The sequence below is a fragment of the Nocardia sp. NPDC004415 genome (genome assembly GCF_053602435.1).
The window spans coordinates 56,597-76,711 of sequence record NZ_JBSGDP010000012.1; the positions used below are offsets into that span (position 1 = coordinate 56,597).

The window sequence follows — 20,115 nt, forward strand, 5'->3', positions numbered from 1 at the left end:
CCGTGCGGAGTCTGCTGGAGCCGACGCGACGGTCCAAAACCGCCCCCGCGCGCCCGGTATCCGTCCGGGACCTGGGCGAAGTACTCCGTGTGCTCGATGCCGACCCGGTGGCCTCGTGCATGATCGCCGCCCGCGTGCAGGAGTTCGGTCTCGACGCGCGCTCCGGCTCCGGCGAACTGTGGAGCCGTGGTGGCCCCGCCGACTCGTTGTGCTTCTCCGGCGCGAACCTGGTTCCGCTGCGCGGTGACCAGCAGGCCATCCGCGCCTTCGCCGATCGGGCGGTGCGCTGGCCGCGCGTGTGCTCCTCGGTGGTCGGCAGGCAGGAACTGGCGCTGCCGCTGTGGGAGATGCTGCTGCCCGCCTGGGGTCCTGCCAGGGAACTGCGGGCCGAGCAGCCGCTGCTCGCGCTGGCCCAGCCCGCGGCGGCCAGGGCCGACGGACGGGTGCGCCGGGTGCGGCCCGACGAGATCGACCGCTATCTGGTCGCGGCCATCGCCATGTTCATCGAAGAGGTCGGTGTCGATCCCCGCGCCGGCGACGGCGGCCGGGGCTATCGCAGGCGGATCCAGAGCCTGATCGAATCGGGCCGGGCCTGGGCACGTTTCGAGGACGGCGTGGTGGTCTACAAGGCCGAGATCGGCTCGCTCTCGCGACGCACCGGCCAGATCCAGGGGGTCTGGGTGCATCCAGAGTTCCGCGGCGCCGGGGCGGGTACGGCCGGGACCGCGACGGTCGCCAATGCCGTTGTCGCGACCGGACGTACGGCGAGCCTGTACGTCAACGACTACAACGAGATCGCCCGACGTGCCTACAGCCGTGTGGGTTTCCGGCAGATCGCCACCTTCGCCACCGTGCTGGTCGACTGAACGGCCGTGTACCGCGGTGTCTTCCGGGGTTTGCGCGGTGTTCGCCGCTACCATCGGTGCCGATGAGGACACGGATGCTCACCATGTACGCGGTGGCCGCCCTCGCGGTGGCCGCGACCGCCTGTGTCTCGGGTCAGCAGGGTCCGGTGCCCGCCGCCGACGCCTTCGCCGACGCCTTCGCCGAGCACGATCTCGCCGCGGCCGCCGCGCTCACCACCGCCCCCGAGAAGGCCACGGCGGCACTGACTTCGGCGTGGGACGCGCTGCAGGCCGAGCAACTGCGGATCCGCACCGGCGACGCGCGCGTCAGCGGTGACACCGCCACCGTCGACTACACCTACGAGTGGACCCTGCCCAAGGGCAGGCAGTGGACCTACACCGGCGAACTGCAGATGGGTCGCAGCGGCGGCCGCTGGCTGGTGCGCTGGACCGCCACCGACATCCACCCCCGCCTGGGCGACACCCAGACCCTCGAGCTGCGGACCGCCCCCGCCCCCCGCGCCCGGGTCAACGAATCGGCGGGCAGTGACGTGCTGGTGCCCGGCAAGGTGTCGCGGGTGCGGTTCAGCGTCGCCGACGCCCCCGACCCGACGCAGGTGGCGGGGGCCCTGGCCGGCGCGCTGAGCCGCATCGATCCGGTCGCCTACACCCCGCAGAACATCCTGAGCTCCGCCCGCGCGGCCGAGGGTCCCTACACCGTCATCCTGCTCACCGAGTACGAGGCCGAGACGCTCGGCGGGCAGCTGATCGGGCTGCCCGGTGTGACGGTGACCCAGGAGTGGGACATGGTGCCCACCGACCGCAAGTTCGCGCCCGACCTGCTCACCCAGGTGCGCAAGACGGTGATCGCGGAGGTCGACGGCAAGGCGGGCTGGAGTGTGATCACCCGCAATGCCAACGGCGCCGACCTCGGTGTGCTGCACGAGGTCGCGGCTCAGCCCGCGCCCTCGTTCGCGCTCAGCGTCGACCGGTTCGTGCAGAACTCCGCCCAGCACGCCGTGGACCTGCGGACCGAGCAGACCATGATGGTGGTGCTGCGTCCGTCGACGGGCGCGATCCTCGCGGTCGCCCAGAACAAGGCCGCCGATCGCGACGGGCCGGTCGCCACCAGCGGGCAGTACCCGCCGGGCTCGATCTTCAAGACGGTGACCGCCTCGGCCGCCATGGCCAAGGGCATCGCCACCCCCGACACCGTGCTGCCGTGCCCGAGCACCACCATCATCGGCGAGCGCACCATCCCCAACTACAACCTGTTCACCGTCGGGGACGTGCCGATGGCCACCGCCTACGAACGCTCCTGCAACACCACCTTCGCCCGCCTGGCCAGCCGCCTGGACGGCGACGACCTCACCGAGGCGGCGGCACGGCTCGGCATCGGCCAGGACTACCGGGTGGAGGGTCTGCCGACCATGTCGGGCTCGGTCCCGCGCGCCGACGAGCTGGTGCAGCGCGCCGAGGACGGCATCGGCCAGGGCCGGGTCGTGGTGAGCCCGTTCGGGATGGCGGTGATGGCCGCGACGGTCGCCCACGGCTCGGCGCCGGTGCCCTATCTCATCGCGGGCAGGCCGACCGAGGTCACCGGCGAGCGGCCCGCCATCGCACCCGAGGTGGTGGAGGGGTTGCGCACGATGATGCGCAAGGTGGTCACCGGCGGCACCGCCGAACGGATCAGGGACCAGGGCGAGGTGTACGGCAAGACGGGGGAGGCCGAGGTCGAGGGCGGGTCGCACTCGTGGTTCGTCGGGTATCGCGGCGACATCGCCTTCGCGACACTGCTGGTCAAGGGCGGGAGCTCCGACAACGCGGTCGCGGTCACCCGCGACATGTTCGCCGCGCTGCCGCCGGGTTACTGACCCGGCAGCGCGACGGTGACGCCGTCGTCGGTCGCCAGCAGGCCCCGCACCACCGCGAGCGAAGTGCTCTCGTTGTGGGCTGTCGCCGCGTTGTGCAGCACCTGATACCCCGCGACCGGCTGGGGCGCGGCCTCGATGCCGGTGTTGTCGAGCAGGTCGATGGCAGCGGCGCCGCCGAGAATCATGCCTGCGGTGGTCAGAATCAGGGTGGAACGCCTCATGCTCGTCTCCCTCGTTCAGGGTTTCGACGGTGTTCTTGCGGGGGCAGCCATTCGAACCTAGAACGGGGACAACAGCGGCAACAGATGGCTTCGGTAAGCGACACACAATTGTTGCGTTATGTGCGGGCGTGTTCGAACGCAACCGGTACCGGACCGTGATGAAAAGATGAATTACCGGAATCTGGCGTATGAATCCGCAGTTCAGCGGGTATCCATCTGTTCAGACGCGTTGCAGAGTAGCGCTCAGATGATGCTGCAGGGATTCACCGACCGCGGCCATCCGCAGGGTGTAGTCGATGGTGTCACCGGTCACGTGGAAAGAACGGCCGAGCGCGGTCACCGATTTCGCCGATCCGCTCAACCCGATATTCGTCGAGTTCAATTCGAGGCGAATTCCGTCGACCGTTTCGGTGATCGTTCCCTCGCAGATCTCGGTGATTCCGGTCGGGTGGGCGAGGATCAGCTCGGCCCGGCCGGGCGCCGGGCAGCGCAGGTAGCCGGTCTCGGCGTGCAGCGGCCTTCCGTCGTCGGCGGCCCTGGTCCGCTGCCGGTAGGTGAGGAACGGTTTGCCGATGTGGCCGAAGGCCACTTCCTCCAGATAGTCGAACGACTCGATCGTCGGATACTCGCCGTGGCCGCGCCCGCGCCAGGTGCCCAGCAGTGGAGCCAGTGCGGTGACGGCGGGATGCGGGGCGACGGAAGCGGAGGGTTCGACCACGGCCGACAGCCTAGACCCGCACGCGCACAGACGGTCACGGCCACGCCGCGACGCCGGTCAGGCTAAGGTCAGCCACGCCTGAACGCCGTCCGGCGGAGGTCGAAAGGATAGAACGTGAACGGACATGTGAGGGGCGCCCGCGGGGTGCGGTCCGGACTGGTACGTGGTGCTGTGTTCGGTGCGGTGCTCCTGGTGGCGACGGCCTGTTCGAGCTCCGAGGCCACCACCGGCGAGGTGACCGCGCTCGAGGGCAACCGCTACGGCCAGACCAACCTGGCCGCCGACAAGGACTCCTATCACGCGCAGTTCACCATTCCCGAGATGGTCGACGCCTGGGGCCTGGCCAACCGGCCCAAGGGCGCGGGCGGGCACTTCTGGGTCGGTGCGGGCGGCAAGTCCTACCAGTTCCTCGGTGACGTGCACAGCTCCTCGGATCCCAAGCTGCAGAAGCTGAGCCAGGACCAGCTCACCTCGGTCGCCGTCCCCGGCGCCGACGCCGACACCACCGACAAGAGCGTCGGCAAGACCACCGGCGTGGTGTTCAACCCCGCGCCGATCACCTCGGATCTGTTCGTGGTGCGCGATCAGTGGGTCGACCTCGACGGCCTGCCGATCCCGTTGACCGGTTCGGCGCGATTCATCTTCGCCACCGACTCGGGCAAGATCTCGGCCTGGACCGAGCAGGCGCCCGACGGCGCGATCATCCGCCGCAACGGCGGCGCGAACCAGGTCTTCGACGGCTCGGCGCAGGGCATGGCCTTCTTCGGCCTGGCGCTCTCGCCCGCCGGAGACAAGCTGCTGGCCGCCGACTTCGGCGCGGAACCGCAGATCCGCACCTTCGACAAGTTCTGGCAGCCGGTCGCCACCACCGGATTCGCCAACCCCTTCGCCACCGGCGAGCTGATCGACGCCTCCACCCCGGAGAAGGGCAAGAAGGCCGTGCCCGGCGATCCGGCGCCGTTCAACGTCACCACCCTGGGCAGCCGGGTGTTCGTGTCCTACGCGGTGACCAAGCCCGACGCGAAGGACTCGACCGCCTTCGACAAGGGCGAAGAGGACGCGCTCGACGCCGCGGCCGACAAGGCCGCCGACGGCAGGCCGGACAAGGGCAAGGTCGCCGAGTTCGACGCCGCGGGCAAGCTGGTGCGCATCATCGACGACGGCGGCAGGCTCAATGCCCCCTGGGGTGTCGCGATCGCGCCGTCGAACTTCGGTGCGCTGTCGGGCAAGTTGCTGATCGGCAACTTCGGTGGTCTCGGCCGGGTGCTCGCCTACGACGACACCACCGGCACCTTCGTCGACTACCTGCGTGACGGCCAGGCGAAGCCGGTCGAGATCGCCGGGCTGTGGGCGCTGCTGTTCGGCAACGGGGAGAGCCTGGGCGACGCGAACGCCCTGTACTTCACCGCGGGTCCCGAGGACGAGAAGCAGGGCCTGTTCGGCAGTCTGCGCGTGCAGTAGCCCCGGTGCGCGCCCGGCGGCGGAGGCGGACAATCCGAATGTCCGGTATGCCAATTCTTCCGCCGGGCGCCGTCATCGGGGACAGTGGTGGCGGGATGATTGCCGGACGCGCGCGACCGCGTGCTGTCCGCCGCGTTCTGCCGCACGCGATGGCACCCTTACCCGGGGTGTCGTGCCCGAGCCGGAGGTAGGCCAGATGAAGGTTTCCCAGCCCGTGCGGCAGCGCACGGCAGGCCCGACGCTGTTGCCCTGTCGTTCGGCCTTGCTCGCGTCGTTGCGCGGGTTGCCCTACGACGACCATCCGGTCCTGGATGCGGCCGGTGAGCTGGCCGTGCTGCACCAGGTGCGCGAGCGGACCCCCGCCGCCGAGCTGGCCGCCATCGATCGCCGGCGTGCGCAGCTGATGCGCGCGATCGATCGTTGGGTGATCCTGGCCGCGCCGGTACCGCTGGCCACCGCCGACGAACACTGCGAGACCCTGGGCGGCCTGGTCGACCGGCTGGCCAGGGCGAGCAGCCTGGCCTTCGTCGAACTGGCCGGTGCCCCCGACTCGGTGTTCTACGACGAGTGGGTCCGGCTCGAGGACCTCGCCGACAGCTATCAGCGCCTGGTCGACGACCTCTGGGCCGGCGTGCGCAGCCTGCCCTACTGATCCCCGGATGCCCCTGGAAACGGCACCGCACGCGCCGATCCGGCGGCCGTGCGGAACCACCTGCTGAGTCCCGTGCGGCTCAGAGGTCGGGGACCGACTTCGCGAGATCGTCGCGCGCCCGCGCGATGAGCGCCGCCGAGTCCCTCGGGCTCAACGCCATGGCCCGCAGCTGATCGAAGATCACGCCGAAGCGGCGGATCTCGGAATGTCCCTCGACCAGGTCGTGCACCGACATGCTCTCCACGTACACCAGTTCGGGGTCGACCGGATTGCGGAAGTCGAGCAGCGTGAACGAACCGGCCATCCCGGGATGCGCGCCCGCGTCGAAGGGCAGTACCTGCAGGATCACGTTCTTGCGCTTGGTCTCGTCGAGCAGCCGGTCGAGCTGGCCGACCATCGTCGCGGGGCCGCCGACGACCCTGCGGATGGCCGCCTCGTCCATCACGACCCACAGCTCGAGCGGGTCCTCCTTCGTCAGGTTGACCGCGCGATCCATCCGCGCCTGCGCCCTGCTCTCCATCACCGCCGCGTCAAGGCGCGGCATGGAGGTGTCGATGACCGCCGCGGCGTAGTCGAAGGTCTGCAGCAGGCCGGGCACCGTCGATGTCTGGTACTGCCTGGCCGACAGCGCCTCCGCCTCGAAATTGATGTAAGTGGCATAGACATCGGACAGCGCGCCCTCGTAGGCGTGTGACATCCCCGGTTTGAGTGCGTCGGAGAGCAGATTCAGTGCCTCGTCGCGGATCTTGTCGGTGACCTGGTACAGGTCGAGCATGGCGCTGAGCGTGCGGCGCTGCGGCCTGGCCTGCGCCATTTCGATGCGGTACAGCGTGGTCACGTTGATGCCGGTGCGTGCGCTGACGTCTTCTTTGCTGAGGCCTGCGCTTTCGCGTAACTCGCGCAGCATGGCGGCGAGTCTGCGTAGCCTGACGGTCAGTGTCGTGCGCTTGCCTGCCATTGGTTCCCCTTCGCCGGTGGCGCGCTTGGTGAATCGCATTATTGCGCCGGGGCGCCCCGATGTCACGCGATCGGCGAAGACGGCGGGCATACCGGGATCGATGGTGGTCAGCGCGTCGCGCGACACGCCGGAACCCGCTGTGGCACTGCGGATGTGACCGCCGGTTCTGTCAGGGAGGCTTTACCGCAGGAGTGACAACGCAATCTTGCGTTTCCGCTTGTGAGCGAGCATGATCCAGTTAGCCTGGTTGCGAGCAATCCGAACAGAAGACCGGGATAACCGAATCGAGAGCCAATCATGTTGGTACACAAATCTTGGGTGTCGGGTGAATTCGGGGCGTTGCGATGAGCGCGCCGGTGATGGGGGTACTTCCGACCGCGCCGCAATTGTTGTGCGCATTCCAGGGTCGGCGTTTTCAGGATCGGGAATTGTTGCGTTCGGCGCACGCGCTGGCCGAACTGCACGAGCGGCGGGCACAGGTGCGTGACGCCGCGCTGATCGCGGAAATCGATTGCAGGCGAGGTGAACTCGTCGACGATATCAACGACTGGATCGTCTCGGAGATGCCGCTGCACCGCAACGGTGCCTCGCTGCACACCGAGAGCCTCGGTGCCGTCGTGGACCGGATGGCGCGCAGCTGGGTGGATGCCAACCAGGCCATCGACCTCGACGGGGCACGCAGCGACAGCACGCACAAGCACTGGTACCACCTGGCCGAACTCGTCGACGGGTACACCGACCTGGTCACCGATGTCACCGGCGGCAGGCGGCGCTTGCCCGAGCAGTGACGCAGGATCAGCCGGGCTCGGGCGTGAGCCGCGCTTCGAAGGCGACCCTGTCGCCGCGATAGAGCGAGCGCACTCGTTCGACGGGTGCGCCGTCGGCGTCGACACTGCGCCGGTGCAGCAGCAACATCGGCAGGGCTGTGGTGCAGTCGAGCAGCCCCGCCTCCCTGTGTGCGGCCAGGACGGTCTCGATGCGTTCGCGCGCACCGGCGAGTTCGATGCCGGTCGCGCGGATCGCTGCGTAGAGCGAGGTCGTCGGGTCGTAACTGTCCCGCAGTCCGGCGAAGCGGTGCAGTGGCAGGTAGGTGCTCTCCAGGCCGATGCGTTCGCCGTCGGCGAGCAGGACCCGTTCCAGGTGCATCACCTCGGTGCCGGGTGCCAGCTCGAGGTCGGCCGCGGTCGCCGCGTCGGCGGGGATGTTCTCCCACGCGACCAGGATGCGGCCGGGGGTGCGGCCGAGGCTGATCGCGCCCTCGGTGTAGGAGCGCAGCGACAGCGGCTGCGCGAGCTTGGGCCGCGACACCACGGTGCCCCGGCCCTGGCGCCGGATCCTGCCCTCCACCAGCAGTTCCCGCAGTGCCTGACGCACGGTTTCGCGCGCGACACCGAAGCGGGTGGCCAGCTCGCGTTCGGCGGGCACCGGGTCGCCCTCGGCGAGATCGGCCAGGATGGCGTCGATCTCGGTGCGGACCAGGAACACCTTGGGGACGCGCGTGGTGTGCGGGGCTGCCATGCCGCCAGCCTACCCGGATTGGTCTATACCAAAAGTTAACCCAGCGTTCCCGCGGCCCACACCTATCGGTCTAGACCATTTGCCACCATCGTCGGCATGCGATTGGTCATCATCGGTGGCGGGATTCTCGGCACCGCGCACGCCTGGGCGGCGATCACCCGCGGCCACACGGTCGTTCAGCTCGAACGCGAGCGGGAAGCGCGCGGGGCGACGGTCCGCAACTTCGGTCTGGTCTGGGTCTCCGGGCGTTCGGCGGACGAACTGGCGCTGACCTTGCGGTCGCGGGAAATGTGGGCCGAGATCGGTGGCCGCGTCGCCGGTGTCGGCTTCCGCCCCGCCGGCTCGATCACCCTCGTCCGGACGCAGGCCGAACTCGCGGTCGCCGAAGCCGCCGCCACGGGACCGACCGCGGCGGCGCGGGGTTTCACGCTGCTCGATCCCGCCCGGGTGCGCGCGCTCAATCCGGCTTTGCGCGGTGACTTCCTCGCCGGGCTGCACTGTTCGGCCGACGCCGTCGTCGAGTCGCGCCAGGCACTGCCCGCCCTGCGCGCCCACATGGCCGCGACCGGCCGCTACACCTTCCACGAGGGCACCGAGGCCCGCTCGGTACTCGACACCGCCTCCGGCGCAACGGTTCTCGACGATCACGGCCGCCGTCACGAGGGCGACCTGGTGGTGCACTGCCCCGGCGCCGCCCATTCCGGCCTCACCCGCGAACTCGCCGGTGAGCTCCCGGTGCGGCGCGTCCGCCTGCAGATGATGCAGACCGCTCCGCTCGGCGAACCCCTCACCACCGCGATCGCCGACGGCGACAGCTTCCGCTACTACCCGGGATTCGCCGGGCCGCAGGTGGATTCGCTGACCGCCGAGCAGTCGCAGACCGCCACCGCCGCCGAACACAAGATGCAGCTGCTGTGCGTGCAGCGCCTGCACGGCGGCCTGACCATCGGCGACACCCACGAATACACCGAGCCGTTCGCCTTCGACGTCGACGAGGCGCCCTACGAGCACCTCACCGAGGTCACCGAGGCGCTGCTGGGTCGTGCGCTGCCGCCGATCGTGCGGCGCTGGGCCGGTGTCTACAGCCAGAGCGTCGATCCCGGCGCCCTGGTCACCCGGGTGCGTGCCGGTGCCAACGTCTGGGTCGTCACCGGCCCGGGCGGCCGCGGCATGACCCTGGGCCCCGCCCTCGGCGAACAGACCGCCGAGAAGATCGGATTGTGAGGAACACCGTGCCGGACAACCGGATTCAGCTGGCCGTACTCGACATGGCGGGCACCACCGTCGCCGACGACGGACTCGTGCTGCGCGCCTTCGAACAGGCCGCGACCGCCGCCGGGATCGAGACCGAAGGGCCCCGCCGGGAGCAGGCCCGCCGCTATGTACTCGACACCATGGGCCAGTCCAAGATCGCGGTGTTCCGCGCGCTGCTCGGCGACGAGGACGCCGCCCTGGCCGCCGACCGCGCCTTCGAAACCGCCTACGACGCGCTGATCACCGACGCCGGCATCGCGCCGATCCCCGGTGCGGCCGAGGCGATCACGGCGCTGCGGGACGCGGGCGTGCGCGTCGCCCTGACCACCGGCTTCAGCCGCGGTACCCAGGACGCGCTGCTGTCCGCCCTCGGCTGGACCGGCCTCGCCGACCTCACCCTCGCGCCCTCGGACGCGGGCCGCGGCCGCCCCCACCCGGATCTGGTTCTCACCGCCGCGCTGCGCCTCGGCGTCGACGCGGTCGCGCGGATCGCCGTGCTGGGCGACACCACCAGCGATATCGCCACCGGTCTCGCCGCGGGCGCCGGGATCGTGGCGGGCACGCTGACCGGCGCGCACACCGAAGCGCAGCTGCGCGCGGCCGGTGCCACCCACGTCATCGGCTCCGTCGCCGAGTTCCCCGCGCTGATCTCCGCCTGAACTGTCCTCCTGCGATCTCCCCTCGAATCGAAAGTTGTCGTCATCGTGCGTACTTCCCTCACCGCGCGCCGCCGCGTCGCCCTGCTGCTGGCCGGGGTCACCGCGGTCGCGTTCACCGCGGCCTGCGGTGGCACCGGCACCGAATCCGCGGACGGCCGGACCGTCACCGTCTACTCCGCCGACGGCGTCGGCGGCTGGTACAAGAACCGCTTCGCCGAGTTCACCGCGCAGACCGGGATCGCGGTGAACCTGGTGGAGGCCGGGTCCGGCGAGGTGGTGAACCGGGTGGACAAGGAACAGTCCAATCCGCAGGCCGACGTGGTCGTCACCCTGCCGCCGTTCATCCAGAAGGCCGAGCAGGCGGGCCTGTTGCAGCCCAGCGGGATCGACACCGCCGCCGTGCCCGCCGCCGACAAGGACCCCGACGGGCACTACGTCACCCTCGCCAACAACTACCTGTGCTTCATCGCCAACCCCGCGGTCGATTCCCGCGCCCTCACCTGGGACGACCTGCTGAAGCCGGAATACAAGGGCAAGCTGCAGTACTCCACCCCCGGCCAGGCCGGTGACGGGACCGCGGTGCTGGTGTTGTTGCAGCAGTTGCGCGGCAAGCAGGGCGCGCTCGACTACCTGGCGGCCCTGCAGGCCAACAATGTCGGCCCGTCGTCCTCGACCGGCAAGTTGCAGGCCAAGGTCGACAAGGGTGAACTGCTGATCGCCAACGGTGACGTGCAGATGAACCTCACCAACGTGCAGGAGAAAGGCTCGAAGTTCGACGTGTTCTTCCCCGCCGCCGACGGCAAGCGCTCCACCGTGCCGGTGCCGTACGTGATGGGCCTGGCCAAGGGCGCCCCGCACCAGGCCGACGCCACCGAACTCATGCGCTTCCTGCTCGCCCCCGAGGCCCAGAGCAAGCTCGGTCCCGAGGCGTTCGCGGTGTCGCCGCGCACCGATGTGGCCGCGCCCGCCGAGGGCGGTCCGGCCGCCGCGCTGCGCGGGGTCGAGGTGGTCGCGGTCGACTGGGACAAGGTCCTCGCCGAGCTGGACGCCGATCTCGCGGCGTACCAGAAGGCGACCGGTAGCTGAATCCGGCTGTGCTGTCGAGGAGTTGACGATGTCCGACGGTGACCTCCGTACGAAGTCCACGACCGCTGCCGTGGCGGTGCCCGAACCGGCGATCGTGTTCGACCGGGTCGGTGTCCGCTACGGCCGGGGCCGCAAGGCCACGACCGCGCTGGCCGATTTCACCCTGCGCGTCGCCGTCGGCGAGACCGTCGCGCTGCTGGGCCCGAGTGGGTCGGGCAAGTCGACCGCGCTCAAGACGCTGGCCGGGTTCGTCCGGCCCACCTCGGGCGCGGTGCGGCTGGGTGGGCGTGATGTCACCGATCTCTCGCCCGCGCGGCGCGGGATCGGTGTGGTGGTCCAGTCCTACGCGCTGTTCCCGCATCTGAGCGTGCACGGCAATGTCGCCTTCGGGCTGAAATCGCACCGGGTGCCGCGCGCGGAGCTCGGCGCGCGGGTCACCGAGGCGCTGGAGATGGTCGGGATGGCGGGCTACGCGAAGCGGTTGCCGCGCGAGTTGTCCGGTGGTCAGCAGCAGCGGGTGGCCATCGCCCGCGCCCTGGCGATCCGGCCGCCGGTGCTGCTGCTGGACGAACCGCTGGCCGCGCTCGACGCGCAATTGCGGCACACCATGCTCGGTGAGCTCCAGCAGTTGCGCCGGGCCCTGCCCGACACGGCCATGCTGTATGTCACCCACGATCAGTCCGAGGCGCTGGCCCTGGCCGACCGGATCGCGGTGATGCGCGAGGCCCGCCTCGTCGACATCGACACCGCCGAGAGCCTCTGGCAGCGCCCACCCACCGATTTCACCGCCGGATTCCTGGGCGGCGCGAACCTGGTGTCGTGCACCGTCAACCATGTCTCCGGGACGGCGGCGCTGGTCAGCGCCGGCGGCAACACCCTGCGCGCGCAGGCCCCGGCGCCCGGGGTCGGCCGCGCCGCCTGGGCACCGGAGGACGAAGCGCTGCTGTGTATCCGGCCGCACACGGTCACCCTCGGCAAGCCCGGTGATCACGAGGCGGTGCGCGCCACCGTGCTGAACGCGGTCTGGCGCGGGGCCTCGACCCGGGTCGAACTGGCCGTCGACGGTCTGCCGGAGAACCTCGCCGCCGAGGTACCGGGACATTTCACCGGCGAGTCCGGCGCGATCGTCGGTGTGCGGCTACCGGACCCGGCCGGTGTGCTCATTCCGCGTCCGCTCGGCGACGCGAGTGGTGCGGCGGGGGCGGGGCGGTGAGCGCGCCCGTTCTCGATCGCTCCGTGCCCGCCGCGAAACCTCCTGTAGCGCCGCGCAAGTGGGTGCCCATCGCGTGGACGCTGCCACCGGTGCTCGTGGTGCTCGGCATCGCGGGCTATCCGATTCTGCGGGTGCTGACCGAATCGGTGGAGACACCGACCGGCCGAGGGACCGGAGTGTGGACCTCGGACCTGGGGTCCGCGGTGTTCCGGGAAGCGTTGTGGCGCACCGTCTCCATCGCCGTCTGCTCGACCCTGGGCTGCCTGGTGTTGGGCACCTTCCTCGCGGTGGTGCTGGCCTTCGTGCCGTTCCCCGGCTCCGGCGTGGTCGGGCGGCTGATCGACACCATCCTCACCTTGCCGTCGTTCCTGATCACCCTCGCCTTCACCTTCCTCTACGGCACGGCGGGTGCGGTGAACGCCCTGCTGGCCGAGCTGACCGGCGCGACGCAACCGGTCGTCGACTTCCTCACCACCCCGCTCGGGGTGATCCTGGCCGAGATCACCTACTTCACGCCCTTCGTGGTGCGGCCGCTGCTCGCCGCGTTCGCCCAGCTCCCGCGCGAACAACTCGACGTGGCCGCCAGCCTCGGCGCGTCACCGTGGCGGGTGCTGCGTCAGGTGGTGCTGCCGGAGGCGTGGCCCGCGCTGGCGGCGGGCGGCAGCCTGGTGCTGCTGCTGACGCTCAACGAGTTCGGCATCGTCCTGTTCACCGGCGCCAAGGGCGTGCTCACACTGCCCGCCCTCATCTACACCCGCGGCATCGTCACCTTCGACCTGCCCGGCGCCGCGGTATTGGCCTCGGTCCAGGTGCTGCTCTCGCTCGGCCTCTATCTCGCCTACCGGTTCGTCTTCGCCCGGTTCACCGCCCGCCCGAAGGGGGACTGATCGTGCTCGTCTGGACTCCGCGCGGAAAAGCGCTGGTACTCGGCGTGTTCGGGATGGTCGTCGCGGTGGTGTTCCTCGCCCCGATCGCCACCGTGGTGGCTGCCGCGCTGGCAGGCGGCTGGACCGGCCCGCTGCCGTCGGATCTCGGCGTCGCCCGCCTCGGTGCCGCGCTCAGCGGCGAGCAGGCCGCGAGTCTGTCGGTGAGCCTGCAGACCGCCCTGCTGGCCGGAGCGGTCTCGCTGGTCCTGGGCACCTGGGCCGCGCTGGCCTCCCGGGAAGCACCCCACTGGCTGCGCCGGCTCACCGACGCGGTCTTCCACCTGCCGGTGGCCGTGCCCTCGGTGGCGCTCGGACTCGGCGTCCTCATCGCCTTCAACGAGCGCCCGCTGCTGCTCGGTGGCACCAAATGGATCGTCATCCTGGCCCACAGCGTCCTGGTCCTGGCCTATGCCTTCAGCGCCGTTTCCGCCGCCCTCGATCGTCTCGACCCCGCCTACCGTCAAGCCGCCGAATCGCTCGGCGCGGGCCCGGTCCGGGTCCTGTTCCAGGTCACCCTGCCCCTGCTGCTGCCCGCCCTCGGCGCCGCCGCGGGACTCGCCGTCGCCCTGTCCATGGGCGAACTCGGCGCGACCATCATGGTCTACCCCGCGACCTGGAAGACCTTGCCGGTCGGCATCTTCGCCCAGACCGACCGCGGCGAGGTCTTCGACGCCGCCGCCGGAACGACAGTCCTGGTCGTGGTGACACTGATCGTCCTGGTGATCCTGGGGCGGATCCGCGGACGGGCGGCCCTGCGCTGAAGCGTTCCACCACTTCCCGGGGCATCGCCCGACTCGAGCTGGGTTGAGCCGCCTTCGCCACCACCGAAGGCCACATCGGCCACCTCCACCACACCATCGACGAAGACCCCACCCTCACCGAAGTCCTCGACCTCGAGCCCGGCCGACAAGCCACCCGCTCGGCCCCCGGCCTGCCCTGGCATCGGGAGAGCTCGACCTACTAGCCCTCGTCGCCACGAAAGGCCGACGGGCGGAATCCGGTTCGGTATCGCGTGGCCGACGGCAACGCCTAGCCTCACAGCGTGTGGCAATGGTGGAGAAGTCCGGGAGGCGCGAACCGGGCGCGCGAGACCGAATCCCGTGCCGTCGTGTCGGAGCCCCACACGGCGCTGGTGATCCATCCCTCGCTGCCGGAAGCGTTGAGCAGCAGCAACTCCGGCGCGCACCTGGTCCAGTGGCGATTGACGCCCGCACCGGAGCCGTTGCGGGTCATCGAGGTCGGGCGGAAGAACTGGGGACTGTGTGGGTCGACGAAGGGGACCCGGATCGCGGCGATCGCCGACGGAGCGGTCCTGCTGTGGGACTGGAACGACCTCGGCACCGTCGAGGAACTCCCCGCCGAGCTGCTTCCGGACCGGGTGCAGGGGCACGCGGCGTGGTCTCCCGACGGTCGGCTGCTGGCGCTTACCGGCAGTGAGCAGCTGGTGGTCGTCGATATCGAGCGCGGTGTGCGATATGACGATGACGAGATCATGGTCGGCGATTGGGATATCACGCCGCGGTTCTCGCCCGACGGTCGTTGTCTTGCCGTCGGCAACAGTATGCAGGGATCGACCTGGCTCAGCATGATCGACATCGCGGCGGACGGAGTCCGCACCGAGCGCTACGCGTGGAACCTGCCACCGACGGGGCTGAGTGATCTGGTCCCCTCGGTGGTGTTCGGTCCGGACGGAACTCGCGTCGCCGCGTGGACCCGTAAGGACGAAGGGCGCAGCGGGTCCAACGGCTATCGCGGTCTGCTCGTGGTCAGGGATGCGGCGACCGGCCACCCGGTGTGGGATCTGCGGGTCGACGACGAGGTGGTCGGTGTCCCCGGTGACAGCTGGTGGGCACCGTTGTGTTTCACGCCGTGCGGCGCCTGGATCGCGATCGGTCTCGAAACCGGCGTTCTCTGGGTGGATGCCGAGACGGGAACGCCCGCCGTCGGACTCACGCCGGTCGGTGCGGTGCACGCGCTGGCCGGTGCGGTCCACGTCGGTGTGGTGGCGGCGACCGATCGTGGTGTCCACCGGGTGTCGCCCCCGGCTCGATAGCGCCGGGGCGACACGGGGCGAGGGGCCGGTCGGTGTCGGTGGGTGGGCCTACGCTGGGCGGATGTCGGTGCTGCCTCTGATATTCACCGCGGGCTGGGCCAGCGGGATCAACGCGTACGCGGTGGTGTTTCTGCTCGGGGTGTTCGGGCGGATCGGGTGGGCGGGGGATGTGCCGCCGGGGTTGCAGCGCACCGATGTGCTGATCGCGGCGGGGGTGTTGTTCGTGATCGAGGCGGTGGCGGACAAGATCCCGTATCTGGATTCGTTCTGGGACGCGGTGCACACCGTGGTGCGGCCCGCGTCGGGGGCGGTGGTGGCGGCGCTCATCGCGGGGCAGGACGATTCGCTGCCGACTCTGTTCGCCGCGGCGGTGGGTGGGACGACGGCGCTGGCCAGTCATATCGTCAAGGCGGGGACGCGCATGGCGGTGAACACCTCGCCGGAGCCGGTCACCAATATCGCGTTGAGCACGGCCGAGGACCTCGGGGTGGGTGGGGTGCTCACGCTGGCGGTGTTCTTCCCGGTGCTCGCGGCGGTGATCGCTGCGGTGTCGCTGGCGATCGGATTGTGGGTGGTCTATCAGTGCGCCAGCCGGATCCGGCGGTATCTGCGCAGGCGGCGGGAACGCCGGGAGCGGCGGCCGGGCCCGGTCGACGCGCTCGAATAGGACCACCCCGGGCCTCACCCGGCAGGTGGATGCCCGGCGGGCGGCGCGGTGGTGTGCTCGGGGCATGTTCACCGATCGACCGACGCTGGCCCAGTTCCTGACCGCCGAGGGGCACCCGGCCACGAGTGATCTCCACGCGCTGATCAGCGATGTCGCCGGAGCCTGCCGTGACATCGCCCGCCGTGTCGCCGTCGCTCCGCTGACCGGCGTGCTCGGTGGCGCCGGGGCGGTCAATGTGCAGGGCGAGCAGCAACAGCAGCTCGATGTGGTCGCCAACGAGATCTTCCTGCGCGCCAACGAAGCGGGTGGACGGCTGGCGGGGATGGTGTCGGAAGAACTCGATGAACTGTTCCCGATCCCGCGCGGTGTGTTGCGTGGGCGCTATCTGCTGGCCTTCGACCCGCTCGACGGCTCGTCGAACATCGCGGTGAATGTCGGGGTGGGCAGCATCTTCTCGATCCTGCCCGCGCCCGTGGCGGGCGCGGCCGCCACCACCGCGGACTTCCTGCGGCCCGGCCTCGACCAGGTCGCCGCCGGCTACGCGCTCTACGGACCGTCGACGCAACTCGTACTCACCGTCGGTACCGGCGTACACGCCTTCACCCTGGACCCCGGCACCGGAGAATTCCGGTTGACCGCCCCCGCTCTGCGGTTGCCCGCGACGACCGCGGAGTACGCGATCAACGGGTCCAACCACCGCTTCTGGGAGCCGCCGGTGCGCCGCTACATCGAGGAATGTGTGGCGGGCGTGACCGGGCCGCGCGGACGGGATTTCAATACCCGCTGGGTCGCCTCGCTCGTGGTCGAAGCCCATCGGATTCTCACGCGCGGGGGCGTGTTCCTGTATCCCCGCGACAGCAAGGACCCGGCGAAGGCGGGCCGATTGCGGCTGCTCTACGAAGCCGCGCCGATCGCGCTGCTGATGGAGCAGGCCGGTGGTGCGGCGGTCACGGGCCGCGAACGCGTCCTCGAGGTCACGGCGGCGAGCCTGCATCAGCGGGTGCCGTTCGTGTTCGGCAGCCGCGAGGAGGTCGAGCGGATCGTGCGCTATCACGCCGAACACGACAGCGCCCGGACCTGCGCATAGCTGTCCGGGCGCTCCCGGGCCGGCCGATGACCGTGGCGTCGGCCCGTGTGCGGTGTCAGCTGCGGGGTACGGGCCGGGCCGTGCCGCGCAGGAGCCGATCGAACCAGGTGACGAGCTCGGGATCGTCGAGCCCGTCCGCCACCAGCTGCGCCGCCGACAGATCGTGGGTGCGGGTGTAACTGTTCTGCGCGGCGACGCAGCGCAGGCCCGCCGACACCGCCGCGCGGACGCCGTTCGCGGAATCCTCCACGGCCACCGCCTGTTCCGGCAGCAGTCCGGTTCGTTCCAGAACCTCCTGATAGACGGCGGGGTGTGGTTTCAGCTGGGGCACTTCGGTTCCGGTGACGATCGTGTCGAACACCGCGCCGAAGGTGTGCGCCAGCAGGGGCGCGACCCAGGCGCGGGTACCGGTGGTCGCCACGTGCAGCCGGATACCGCCGGTGCGCAACCGGTCGATCAGTTCGACGGCACCCGGCCTGGGCTGGATCTGCCCCACGGACACCATGTCCCGCATGATGGCGGTCTTGCGCCGGTGCAGGCGCTGGGCCAGGTCCCAGGACTCGGCGGGGGAGCGGCCGGTGTTCTCGAACCAGTGGGCGAGGCGGTGCGCGCCGCCGGTGATCGCCAGCAGACGCCCGTAGGTCTCGACATCCCAGTGGTCGGGGAGTCCGGCTTCGGTGAAGGCGGTGTTGAACGCGACCCGGTGCCCGTCGCGTTCGCTGTCGACCAGCGTGCCGTCGACATCGAAGACGACCGCCGTCAGCCGCGTCATCGCGCACCGTCCAGGTAGGCGCGTATGCGCGCGAGCACGGCCGTCGCGGTGAGCCCGTGCCGGGCCAGCACCTCGTGACCGGGTCCGCTGTGCCCGAACTCGTCGATGCCGATCGCCAGATCGACCAGCCCCGCCCACCCCGCGGTGCTGCCCGCCTCGACGCTGACACGCACCGCCGCCGGATCGGGGACGTAGCGGCTGCGGTCCGGTGCCGACACCGCCCGCGCCGGATACCCCTGGGCCCGCAGGCTTTCGGCGACCGCCGCCGCCAGGGCGACCTCCGACCCGGTCGCCACGATCTCGACCGCGCGGCGCGGGTTGCCCCGTGCCACCAGATGCGCACCGGCTGGTACCGGTCGGGGGAAGGCCGCAGCCGCGGACTCGGCGGGCGGCGGGTCCGGGGCGTCGGCGGGCACGCGCACGACCGCGGCCGGTTCCAGTTGCGGTAGCGACTGTCGCGACAGGATCAGCGCGGTCGGACCGTCGGTGCGGGCGAGCGCGAGTTCCCAGGCGAGCGCGGTCTCGGCGTCGTCGGCGGGGCGCAGCACCCGCAGCCCGGGGATCAGGCGGAGGGATTCGAGATGCTCGACGGGCTGGTGGGTCGGGCCGTCCTCGCCGACCGCGACCGAGTCGTGGGTGAGGACATAGATCACCGGCTGACCCATCAGCGCCGACAACCGCAGGGCGGGCCGCAGATAGTCGGCGAACACCAGGAAGGTCGAGCCGAACACCCGGAACCCGCCGTGCAGGCTGATCCCGTTGAGGACCGCCGCCATCGCGAACTCCCGGATACCGAAGGCGATCGCGCGGGCGGAGAAGTCGTCGCGGGTGAGCACCGGGCCGAAGGCGGTGCCGGTCGAGCCGGCGAGGTCGGCCGAACCGCCCACCAGCTCCGGGAGCACGGCCGACACGGCGGTCAGGCACGCCTGGGAGGACTGCCGGGTCGCCCGCGGGGAGGTTCCCACCACCGCGGCCAGCGCCTCGTGCACACCTGCGGGCAGGACCCCCGCCCTGGCTCGCGCGAACTCCGACGCCGAGTCGGGTGCGGTGGAACCGAACTCGGCGAAGCGGCGCGTCCAGTCGGCGTGGTCGTCGGCGCCGAGCGCGGCCAGGACGGCACAGGTGGCCGCCACGGGCTCGGGCACCGTGAACGGCGGATACTCCCATCCCGCAGCCGCTTTGGCGCGCGCCAGCTGATCGGCGCCGAGGGGAGATCCGTGCGCGGCCGCGGTGCCCGCCACCTCCGGTGCGCCGTGCCCGATCACCGTGCGCACGGCCAGAAAGCTCGGTCGCGCATCGGCTTTCGCCCGGCTCAGCGCCGCGTCGATCGCGCCGATATCGGTGCCGTCGGACACCACCTCGGTGTGCCAGCCGTAGGCGGCGAAGCGGGCGAGCTGGTCGTCGGCGCAGGCGCGGTCGACCGCGCCGTCGATGGTGATGGCGTTGTCGTCCCACAGCACGATCAACCGGCCCAGCCCGAGCTGCCCGGCCAGGGACGCGGCCTCGTGGCTGACGCCTTCCATCAGGCAGCCGTCCCCGACGATCGCGTAGGTGCGGTGCTCGGTGACGGCAGGGAAACGCGCGTGGGTCATCCGTTCCGCCACCGCCATGCCCACCGCCATCGCGAGCCCTTGCCCGAGCGGACCGGTGGTGCACTCGACACCCGGCGTCACCCCGAACTCCGGATGACCCGGCGTCCGCGAACCCAGCTGCCGGAACCGGCGCAGCTCGGCGGTGGGCAGGTCGTAGCCGAACACGTGCAGCAGCGCGTACAGCAGTGCCGAGCCGTGCCCGGCCGAGAGCACGAACCGGTCCCGGTCGGCCCAGTCCGGGTCGGCCGGATCGTGGCGCAGGTGCCTGCTCCACAGCGTCCACGCCATCGGCGCCGCCCCCATCGGCATGCCGGGATGACCGGAGCGGGCGGCCTCCACCATGTCGGCGGCGAGGAACCGCAGGGTGTCGACGGCGAGCTGATCGGTGTCGGGCTGCACCGCGGGCGGGTCGAGGGGTCGGGGGACGGAGAACGGCGACATGGGCGCTACCTTCCGGTCGGGTCCGTCCATCGGACCGCACGCGCGCTCCCGCGGGGTCCCCCCGCCGGGTGGCCGTGCGGGTGAGATGTGCGAAATGCCGGTGGCGGCACCGGTTTTC

The 20,115-nt window shown here is 70.7% G+C and carries 20 protein-coding genes; 14 read left to right on the top strand and 6 right to left on the bottom strand.

What is annotated here, in order from left to right:
• The first annotated feature begins 2 nt into the window (after positions 1–2).
• Entirely contained in the window at positions 3–866 is an 864-nt protein-coding gene (locus ACWEMY_RS08500) for a GNAT family N-acetyltransferase (protein ID WP_375929221.1), read from the top strand.
• A 62-nt stretch (positions 867–928) separates the two neighbouring features.
• Positions 929–2,719, top strand: a complete 1,791-nt coding sequence (locus ACWEMY_RS08505) for a penicillin-binding transpeptidase domain-containing protein (RefSeq protein WP_375929220.1) — start codon at positions 929–931, stop codon at positions 2,717–2,719.
• Here the strand turns inward: ACWEMY_RS08505 and ACWEMY_RS08510 are convergent.
• Both ACWEMY_RS08510 and ACWEMY_RS08515 read right to left on the bottom strand, forming a co-directional pair.
• The gene (locus tag ACWEMY_RS08510) at positions 2,713–2,940 is read right to left on the bottom strand and encodes a hypothetical protein (RefSeq protein WP_375929219.1); all 228 of its coding nucleotides are present in this window, start codon (positions 2,938–2,940) and stop codon (positions 2,713–2,715) included. The genes ACWEMY_RS08505 and ACWEMY_RS08510 overlap by 7 nt on opposite strands.
• A 220-nt stretch (positions 2,941–3,160) precedes the next feature.
• Positions 3,161–3,658 (bottom strand): peroxynitrite isomerase, encoded by a 498-nt coding sequence (locus ACWEMY_RS08515; RefSeq protein ID WP_375929218.1) that lies wholly within the window; start codon positions 3,656–3,658, stop codon positions 3,161–3,163.
• Between the two features lie 156 nt (positions 3,659–3,814).
• Here ACWEMY_RS08515 and ACWEMY_RS08520 point away from each other — a divergent pair, with 156 nt between their 5' ends.
• Together ACWEMY_RS08520 and ACWEMY_RS08525 are read left to right on the top strand one after the other, a co-directional pair.
• Positions 3,815–5,119 carry a TIGR03118 family protein gene (locus ACWEMY_RS08520; protein WP_452389493.1) on the top strand — a complete coding sequence of 435 codons (1,305 nt, stop codon included), beginning with the start codon at positions 3,815–3,817 and terminating at the stop codon, positions 5,117–5,119.
• 196 nt (positions 5,120–5,315) lie between these two features.
• Positions 5,316–5,771 (top strand): hypothetical protein, encoded by a 456-nt coding sequence (locus tag ACWEMY_RS08525; protein WP_452389453.1) that lies wholly within the window; start codon positions 5,316–5,318, stop codon positions 5,769–5,771.
• Between the two features lie 79 nt (positions 5,772–5,850).
• Here the strand turns inward: ACWEMY_RS08525 and ACWEMY_RS08530 are convergent, their stop codons facing one another.
• The gene (locus ACWEMY_RS08530; protein ID WP_452389454.1) at positions 5,851–6,855 is read right to left on the bottom strand and encodes a helix-turn-helix domain-containing protein; all 1,005 of its coding nucleotides are present in this window, start codon (positions 6,853–6,855) and stop codon (positions 5,851–5,853) included.
• 302 nt (positions 6,856–7,157) lie between these two features.
• Between ACWEMY_RS08530 and ACWEMY_RS08535 the strand changes: the two genes are divergently transcribed.
• On the top strand, positions 7,158–7,517 hold the full coding sequence (locus tag ACWEMY_RS08535) for a DUF4254 domain-containing protein (RefSeq protein ID WP_375929215.1): 360 nt from the start codon (positions 7,158–7,160) through the stop codon (positions 7,515–7,517).
• Positions 7,518–7,524: 7 nt separating this feature from the next.
• On the opposite strand, the gene ACWEMY_RS08540 is transcribed toward ACWEMY_RS08535, so the two are convergent.
• Complete coding sequence (locus tag ACWEMY_RS08540; RefSeq protein WP_452389455.1) at positions 7,525–8,247, bottom strand: GntR family transcriptional regulator; 723 nt, start codon at positions 8,245–8,247, stop codon at positions 7,525–7,527.
• 96 nt (positions 8,248–8,343) lie between these two features.
• Between ACWEMY_RS08540 and ACWEMY_RS08545 the strand changes: the two genes are divergently transcribed.
• The 9 genes from ACWEMY_RS08545 (at position 8,344) to ACWEMY_RS08585 (ending at position 17,192) form a co-directional block, all read left to right on the top strand.
• On the top strand, positions 8,344–9,471 hold the full coding sequence (locus tag ACWEMY_RS08545) for a TIGR03364 family FAD-dependent oxidoreductase (RefSeq protein ID WP_452389456.1): 1,128 nt from the start codon (positions 8,344–8,346) through the stop codon (positions 9,469–9,471).
• Positions 9,468–10,160 carry a phosphonatase-like hydrolase gene (locus ACWEMY_RS08550; protein ID WP_452389457.1) on the top strand — a complete coding sequence of 231 codons (693 nt, stop codon included), beginning with the start codon at positions 9,468–9,470 and terminating at the stop codon, positions 10,158–10,160. Before ACWEMY_RS08545 ends, ACWEMY_RS08550 begins: the two co-directional genes overlap by 4 nt.
• A gap of 45 nt (positions 10,161–10,205) precedes the next feature.
• Positions 10,206–11,246, top strand: coding sequence for a 2-aminoethylphosphonate ABC transporter substrate-binding protein (locus tag ACWEMY_RS08555; RefSeq protein WP_452389458.1), 1,041 nt, complete (start codon positions 10,206–10,208; stop codon positions 11,244–11,246).
• Positions 11,247–11,274: 28 nt separating this feature from the next.
• Entirely contained in the window at positions 11,275–12,459 is a 1,185-nt protein-coding gene (locus ACWEMY_RS08560) for an ABC transporter ATP-binding protein (RefSeq protein WP_452389459.1), read from the top strand.
• Positions 12,456–13,346, top strand: coding sequence for a 2-aminoethylphosphonate ABC transporter permease subunit (locus ACWEMY_RS08565; RefSeq protein WP_452389460.1), 891 nt, complete (start codon positions 12,456–12,458; stop codon positions 13,344–13,346). Before ACWEMY_RS08560 ends, ACWEMY_RS08565 begins: the two co-directional genes overlap by 4 nt.
• A 2-nt stretch (positions 13,347–13,348) precedes the next feature.
• Positions 13,349–14,146 (top strand): ABC transporter permease, encoded by a 798-nt coding sequence (locus tag ACWEMY_RS08570; RefSeq protein WP_452389461.1) that lies wholly within the window; start codon positions 13,349–13,351, stop codon positions 14,144–14,146.
• A gap of 347 nt (positions 14,147–14,493) precedes the next feature.
• The gene (locus ACWEMY_RS08575; protein WP_452389462.1) at positions 14,494–15,438 is read left to right on the top strand and encodes a TolB family protein; all 945 of its coding nucleotides are present in this window, start codon (positions 14,494–14,496) and stop codon (positions 15,436–15,438) included.
• Positions 15,439–15,499: 61 nt separating this feature from the next.
• Positions 15,500–16,105, top strand: a complete 606-nt coding sequence (locus ACWEMY_RS08580; RefSeq protein WP_452389463.1) for a DUF4126 domain-containing protein — start codon at positions 15,500–15,502, stop codon at positions 16,103–16,105.
• A 64-nt stretch (positions 16,106–16,169) separates the two neighbouring features.
• Positions 16,170–17,192 carry a class 1 fructose-bisphosphatase gene (locus tag ACWEMY_RS08585; RefSeq protein WP_452389464.1) on the top strand — a complete coding sequence of 341 codons (1,023 nt, stop codon included), beginning with the start codon at positions 16,170–16,172 and terminating at the stop codon, positions 17,190–17,192.
• Between the two features lie 55 nt (positions 17,193–17,247).
• Here ACWEMY_RS08585 and ACWEMY_RS08590 read toward each other — a convergent pair whose 3' ends face one another.
• Positions 17,248–17,964, bottom strand: a complete 717-nt coding sequence (locus ACWEMY_RS08590) for an HAD-IA family hydrolase (protein WP_452389465.1) — start codon at positions 17,962–17,964, stop codon at positions 17,248–17,250.
• Positions 17,961–19,997, bottom strand: a complete 2,037-nt coding sequence (tkt, locus tag ACWEMY_RS08595) for a transketolase (protein WP_452389466.1) — start codon at positions 19,995–19,997, stop codon at positions 17,961–17,963. Before tkt ends, ACWEMY_RS08590 begins: the two co-directional genes overlap by 4 nt.
• Positions 19,998–20,115 lie beyond the last annotated feature (118 nt).

Coding starts and splice junctions, on each gene's coding strand:
- ACWEMY_RS08505 (WP_375929220.1), top strand. CDS start 929: ATGAGGACACGGATGCTCACCATGTACGCGGTGGCCGCCCTCGCGGTG.
- ACWEMY_RS08510 (WP_375929219.1), bottom strand. CDS start 2,940: ATGAGGCGTTCCACCCTGATTCTGACCACCGCAGGCATGATTCTCGGC.
- ACWEMY_RS08525 (WP_452389453.1), top strand. CDS start 5,316: ATGAAGGTTTCCCAGCCCGTGCGGCAGCGCACGGCAGGCCCGACGCTG.
- ACWEMY_RS08540 (WP_452389455.1), bottom strand. CDS start 8,247: ATGGCAGCCCCGCACACCACGCGCGTCCCCAAGGTGTTCCTGGTCCGC.
- ACWEMY_RS08545 (WP_452389456.1), top strand. CDS start 8,344: ATGCGATTGGTCATCATCGGTGGCGGGATTCTCGGCACCGCGCACGCC.
- ACWEMY_RS08560 (WP_452389459.1), top strand. CDS start 11,275: ATGTCCGACGGTGACCTCCGTACGAAGTCCACGACCGCTGCCGTGGCG.
- ACWEMY_RS08580 (WP_452389463.1), top strand. CDS start 15,500: ATGTCGGTGCTGCCTCTGATATTCACCGCGGGCTGGGCCAGCGGGATC.
- ACWEMY_RS08585 (WP_452389464.1), top strand. CDS start 16,170: ATGTTCACCGATCGACCGACGCTGGCCCAGTTCCTGACCGCCGAGGGG.
- ACWEMY_RS08590 (WP_452389465.1), bottom strand. CDS start 17,964: ATGACGCGGCTGACGGCGGTCGTCTTCGATGTCGACGGCACGCTGGTC.
- tkt (WP_452389466.1), bottom strand. CDS start 19,997: ATGTCGCCGTTCTCCGTCCCCCGACCCCTCGACCCGCCCGCGGTGCAG.